Source organism: Nocardia sp. NPDC004604 (genome assembly GCF_040609795.1).
Lineage (GTDB): Bacteria > Actinomycetota > Actinomycetes > Mycobacteriales > Mycobacteriaceae > Nocardia.
Map to the genome: position 1 here is coordinate 1 of NZ_JBEXLC010000251.1, position 7,285 is coordinate 7,285.

At 64.8% G+C, this 7,285-nt stretch carries 1 protein-coding gene; it reads right to left on the reverse strand.

The window, feature by feature from the left end:
• Nucleotides 1-7,285, reverse strand: a 7,285-nt coding sequence (locus ABZW16_RS42245) for a hypothetical protein (protein ID WP_354961788.1), incomplete at both ends; no start/stop codon positions are given.

The window sequence follows — 7,285 nt, forward strand, 5'->3', positions numbered from 1 at the left end:
AGCTCGGTGACAACGACCGCGAAGACGCCGTCGCGCCGCGACACGTTCATGGACTCAGCCAGATCGCGGACCATCGCGGCAACTTCGTCGCGGTCGCGAAATTCCTGCAATCCGGCCGACCACGCGTCCTCATGCGCGGATTGTGTAACACCCCGTGGCCCAACACCGTCGAGTATCCCGAAGTGGTCATTTCCCGTTTCGGCCTTCACCTGCCGCAACAGCAACGGGTCGCACTGGTTGTACGCCTGGCCGACGGTCTCTGGCGCACACGCGGCATCGAATTCCTGCCACAGGTGTGTGAGTTCTCCCGAAGCAGAGTCGCGTTCCGGCCCGGCAGTCAGTCGTCGTAGCCGAGACCGGGCTTCGGCGATGGATTCCGCCAACTCATTGAGCCGTGCCACCGTGGCCGTCGGGCTGTCCGACTGCGAGCTTGTGACCGGATCGTCGGCCGACTCCGAGGATATCGTCGTTTCGTCCAGGTCGGTAGCGAGCTGATCGATGAATTGTGTCTCGGCACTGAGTCGGTTGTATGTCTGGACCTCATCGATCGGCGACGTCTCGTCGGTCCTCGACCCCGGCATCGCGCGGTCGCACAGGACAACCCACGCCTGTTGACGCCAATGCGCGATCAGGTTGTACAGCTGCCACAGACCATCGGGCAAGACACGTTGGTCCGAGGTCACCGCCCGATCGTCACCACCAGTCAGCTTGGCATGGCTGGTCGGAGCCTGGAGGGGAGCGTCCTCAACTACCAGCGCGGTACGGTTCAGGATGACCCAGTACTCATCGTCTTCGCCCCAGTAGCCACCGTAAGTGCGGTAGGCGTCGTAGCCCTTCGCAGCGGCGAAGCGCCCAAGATCGCCGAGTACAACGAGCTGGTTACGAAGTGCGTCGATCCGGGCGATCACCTGGTACGTCGGTCGCTCGATACGCGTCAGCTTTGCAATCTCGTTTTTCAGGACAGACGTCACGAGGACGTGCTCATCGTGAATGTTCGCGATATCGCGAACGCGGGCATCGGGCCGTAGTGCCATGCGGACGACACCGTCGGGCCGCTCCTCCGCATAGTGCAGCGCAACCTTGCTGCTGGTCGTCACATACGTGCCGTTGCCCGAGCTAATGCCATATGCGGAACGACCTGGGAAGTAGCTGCCGGTTCGGAACTGGGCGACGTAGCGGGGCTCGGTCACGCCACGGAAGAGTTCCCGTCCACCCGCGGCCAGTAGCGCATCGATTCCTCCTGGGCCGACCATTGTCGGCAGTCCGTCGAATCCCTGGTGGCGGTAGATCCCGCCCAAAATGCCATCGCCTTCTGCCTCGACGTCCGAGGTGTCCAAGGTGCTGAGGGTGCGGTAGTCCAGGTCCCTGAGCAAGTCCCTACCGCGGATACAATCGGCCGGGGGGATTCGCGATTCGACCACTTCTGCGGCAACACCCGCCGTTGATTCCCGCAAAGTGATTCGCCAAACTCCGTCGTCGTCGTAACGCTTGCCCACCTGGAGGCGGATGCCGGGAGGGTACGCCACGGCGGTCCGACTGGTTGCGGGTTCGGAGAACAGGCGAAGGTCCCGCGCGCGCGCGGCATAGACGGTGAACTGGATGTTACCCAGTTTCGGAATCCCGGCATCCATACCGACCACGGCCTGCTCGGGGAGGAACACGCCGTCGGTATATCCGGCCAGTAACTCTGGCACGTCGGACTCGGCCACGTCGAGTCCCCAACCTGCGGTGGTTCGGTACATCGGCATGCGTTCCATCCCGGCCGTGAGGACATCCTCGAATACCTGACGGTCGGCCAGGTACACCGGGTCGTCGGTGCCACGCACGGCATCCGGTTCGGTGAACAGCCCACAACCATAGGCGCGCAGGGCCACCAGGGCAGCCTGCGGGATACCGCGTTCCTCAGGGTGATTCGGCAGCAATTCGTCCAATACCCAGCGCTCGAGCCGCGCGTACGCACCCTGGCCCATGAGTCTGTCGAATGCCTCCGGGAAGGCCGCAAGAGTGTCGGCAAGCGCCGACGGCGTCTCGGTGGCCAATTCTGGTGTGACAAGGTCAAGACCGTCCGGATAAACCAGGTCGCCCCAGCTGTCGAGGAAGAAGCCCCGCGCAGGCGGCCCCTCGTCCGGAAGATACACCTCGCACCCTCCAGATTCCAGATCGATCTTGACGATCACCGACTTGTGATTGTGAAGCAAGTGCGGCCGCTTGCCTTCCACAACCAGGACCGTCGAGTTCCACGGCATCGCCGCAACTACAGCCTTGAGTCGCGTGCGGTCCGGCAACGGCATCATCGGGGTGACTCGGTCGGCGACCTGCCTTCCATACAGATCCCGAAGTGCGCGAAACGCGGCGCCGAGCAAGTCGGACGTTTCCGACAGGACGGAATTCGCACCCAATTCTGCGGTCAGCCACGCCAGCCGTGCGCTCATCTCGTCGTGCACGCGCGTCAAGTTGAATAGCGCGCCGTCTTTCGGTGCCAGGTGACTGAGCTGGTACTCGGCCAGCGCCAGTTGTATCTTGGCATCGAGCAGATCGTGGGCAGCGAATTCATGCCACGCGGCGGAGTCCAGGAAGTCGAAGCGCAGCCTGGGGTATTCGTTAGCGTCGACCGCGACCCGAGCGGCCGGGGTCAGAGCATTGTCGGACAGCGCTTCGCTGTTGAGCGCGGCCAACAAGGTTACCCGAACCGGACCGATGTCGCCGGAGCGGTAGACAGCCTTCACGCTGAGATCGTCGAGCTGCTCGGCTGTGATCGCATCCACGCGGCCGACGACGATCTGCTCATAGCCCGAATAGGCGACCAGCCTCGGAGCTTGGGCCCACTCGGACTGAACAGATATTGCGGCTACCTGCCAGTCACCCGCCAGCGCGTCCATCAATCCGCCGAAAACCGATCCCACATCCGGCTTGCGCGGATTATCGGTGCCACCATCGAACAGCAGCACCACCGACTCGCCCCCAGCGGTTATCCGCTCGATTCGCCCGCGCAGCAGCTCGACGCACCGGGCCGCCGCAGCCGCGTCGATCCCGCCCGCCGTCCCCGCCCCCCGCACCACCACGATCCGCGCACCCGACCCGATCAGCTCGTCGACCCGCTCGTACCAGTCAGCCAATTCCGCCGACACGTAAACGGAATCGTGCGGATCTGGCAAGTCATGCGCCGCGACGGCCTTCGGCCCGGCTGACTCCGCGCCCACAGCCTCCGCTGCATCGGCCGGATCAATCTCCCGCACCGCGCCGGCTGTGCCGGTGTCAGTAGTGGGAGACAGCGCGGCCATCACGACCCGATACACCGTCTCCTCGCCAACCGACGCGACAGCATGCTTACTGCGCACCGCCACGAAGGACTCGGCGAACAAGGTGGCCAACTGCCCAGGATCGAGCACCGGCTGGCCAGCTTCGGTATTCAGCCTAGGTCCCAGCGCGTGCAGGCTGAACTGCCGCATCAACCACACCGCAAACCTCATACCGGGGAGCGTCGGCCACGCGTCGCGGTAGCCGGGGTTCTCCAGGAATACCGCCCACAGCGCGGGCATGATCGCCTCGGCCGCCCGATCACCACCGGAAAGCCAAGCCAGTTGCCCCAATTGGCGCAGCGTCACATCCACCGGAGGATCCCCGCCACCCCGGAACATGCCGGTGCGCACACCATCCTTCAATTCCTCGAATACCGAGACAGCTCTACCGCCTGGCACCCGCTCACCGGCCACCCGTGCCGCGTATTCCTGCGCCGCCGTCGCCGAGAACAACGACTTGTCGAGCTCGATACGACCCACCCGCCCAGATGACGCACCGGCCGACTCCACGCGACCGTCCAACGCGCTTCGCACCGCCCGATGACGAACGTACTGCCACGAGACCTCCGTCAACCGCAGCAGACCGAGCAAGCTCACCAAACCCGCTCCCGAAACCCCCGCCAGCAACCCCGTGATCGCCACGGTCTCGATCACTGCGGTCGTGGCCTGACGCGCGAACTCCCTCGTCTCATCGACCGCCACGGTCGTCCCGCCGTGATCGGCCCGAGCGAGCGAGCCGTTGTTGACCTGGCAGGGCAACAACGCCGGAATACCGGCGTACGTCGCCGCGATCGTGCGAAGCACCCGCAGCGCGGCCTGTTCATCGAGTCGGCGATCATCTCGGCCCACCGTCAAACCGACCAAATCCACCATCACCCGGTGACGCCGCCACAGCCACATCGCCGCATCCCGCACCGGCCCCTCGAGGAAAACATCCTCCAGGGGGATACGGGCGTCATCGACATCGGAGATCAATGCGAGCCGCGCTTGTTCTATCCCCGCACGCACTGCTGGACGCCCGGCACCCAACTCCGCAGCAACAGCCGGCGTCGTCACCGGCTGCGCGACCGCGCCAGACTCCCCATCTGGATCGGTGGCAACCTCCAACTCCGCGACAGCATCCGCATCCGTAGTGGCGTCGACTAATTCGTCAGCTCCCCCCGAAAGGCCGTCTTCGGTGGGATTCATGGGCAGGCCCTGACCAACCGGATCATCCGTGCCCCGCCCGGAACCAGGTACCCCGCTGACAAGTTGTGCGCCGAGATCCGGTGCACCCGACGTCCTCACAACGTTCTCGGGATCATCACCCAACCAAGGGCGTAGAACGCAGCTGAGTTCGTGGTACCGCCCGCGGTCCGAATCCGTGACACTCACGACGATTCCGGCCCGGCGCAACGCATCCTCGATACCATCTATCGGCTCACCGCGATAGCGCACCGTCAGACGAATCGCCCCGTCCAACGTCCGCGCGACTACCGGATCGATGTCCACATCGCCCGGGATCAGCGCGAAAACCGCAGCAGCAGCGCGGCGTACAGTCCAGGGATCGGTTTCGATACCGTTCGCCGACTCGGCCTCGGCCAGCTGGAAATTGATTTCCAGATACGCCTCGACTTCACGGCGCAGCCGCGCCACACGCCGGTCCGGCACACGATCCCACGCCAGTCCCGCCCCCCGCCGCCGAGCACGCTCGGTGTCGTTCACCCTGTCGAGATGATCGAGCCGCCTCAACAAATCGGCGAGCAATACCACCGGATCACCCCGCAAGTAGGCCGCGACACCCTCTTCGACAGCCCTCGCGCCATCGAGAAGGAATTGTCCTGGGCGGTGAAAAGTCAGGCCGACAGCACCGTCCTGATGCTCCTCGACCTCCACCGCCCCGAATCCCCGTTCACCCAGAAGCTTCTGGAGCAACACCCCCTCCGGCACCTCAAAGAAAGCGTCGATCGAACCCACCGGAAGCCCACCCCATTTACGCTGCCTCTCCGCGGTAAATTCGCCAGCAGCATGGGAATCGGCGAGCCACATAACCCCGATGACCCGGGTCTCAGGACCGACCCGCTCCCAGACCCGAGCGACATGATCCCGCGCCTGTACTTCCGACAACCCACCGATATCGACAATCAACCGCCGAGCCGACACCGCCGCAGATGAATCATCCGAATGATCGCCACCGTCTTCGTCATAGCGGTGCGGCAAGTTCGGCTGGATCGGGTCCGTCCTCGAGATCTCGTCGGCACCGGACGGATCGATGCTCAGATCGCCCGCAGCCCGGTCGCGCCACGTGATCTGCATGCGCACTTCATCGGAACCACCACTGTCGGCGTCGCCTTCGGCGATCAAGAGAACCCGAGGGGTCTCTCCTTCGGTCCCGGCTACCGGATCCACGTCGGAGAATTCGACGCGCAGCGCCGTCCCGGCGGGGATATCGCCACGCGCGAGCCGCTGCGTGATCATCGTCTGCACGGCGCCCTCGCGGTGCGGGTCGCTCCACTGTCGGCGCCGCAACTCACCCAGGATCCGCGACCACAGATCCTCGGTCAACTCCTCCCCCGCTCGCAAGCGAATCGCGTTCTCGGTACCGAATCCAGCAGCGTCTACAACCGAGTCCGTCACACCACCATCGCGGACATGACCATCTCTCGTGTGCCCTTGGACCGCCTCCAGACCCGGCACACGGTCGTCCCTGCCGGCCAAGGGGAAGCCGACGAAACTGTCATTGGGGCCACCTGCACCGACCCATTCGCGCAGGCGCACCGGATCCTTGAGATGCGGATACCACATGCCGAGCCGCTCGGCCTGCTGGAACAGCTCCACGTCCTGCGCTGTCAACACCGGCATGTTCATCAGGGCCCGGTACAACACCGCGTATTCATAAGAACGCCAGGAGGAGAACTCGCTTGCCCGGACCGCGACCATACCTTCGGCCATCGACTCGTCAAGGTTCGTTTTGGCGTACTCCCCCTGGCTGCTTCGCCACTCCTCGAGGCTACCGACAGGTTCGTCCGCGTCCGCCAGTATTTGGTGCGCGCTCTCGTGCTCCGCCACTCGATCTTCCAGTTGGCTGACACGCGCGTTGCGGCCGAGAATCGATCCGTCGGGTTGCCGTCCCAGGGCCACCACCACCTGCACAATCTCGATCTCGCGCTCGGACAGCAGCATTGGATCGGCGTAGCCGGCCTCGGCAAGATCCAGGATCGTCGTCCCGTAATCCAACCAACGCGGCTCCGACGTCGACGTCCCCCTCGCGAGGGTGTCGACCAACCTCGACAACGTCATCCGGACGTTCTGTGCCGGTACTCCCAGCTGTGCCGCGATCGCGTCCGGGCTGTGGGCGCCATCTCGCACCGCCTGAGCAACCGTCCGCTGGACCGGTGAGAGCCAATTCAGGTCGCGATCTTCGTGCCGGACCAACCAACCGAGCACCTTGTCGATCGATCGCGGTCGGCCCAGCGCTGCCGCCGCCTCCCGAAGCAGCGCATGCACATCATGCGGCGTGATCGCCAGCCGCGCCGCGATCACCTCAGTGTCGTACATGCCGCGGCGCAGGAGAGTGATGACCTTGGGGAGGTTGCCAATCGGGCTCCGCCAGTCGGAAGGGAAGCCGGCCGGGGCAGCGTGCGCCCGCACCACCAGCATCGCCGCAGTGGCATCCACTACTGCCTCCGAAGACCCCTCCGCCCCAGGAGATTCGCGGAGCACGGCGCTGATGTACCGGATCGCGGCCATCATGCCGCCGTTGTTGGGGAGGGTGTATCCGAAGACGTGCAGGCGGCCGAGGTGGTCGTAGAAGGTGCGGGTGACGATGTACGGCTGGCCTTGGCCGAGGGCCACCTCGTAGGTGGCGGGCACGACTTTGATCCACAGCTCATCGGTGCCCGCGGTGACCCGCAGGTGCCGGATGAGACTTCTGGTGTCATCCCAGTGGGGCTCGACGTCGAGTTCGAAGATCTCGAGGCCGCCGAGGTGTGCGGTGCTGCCGACCG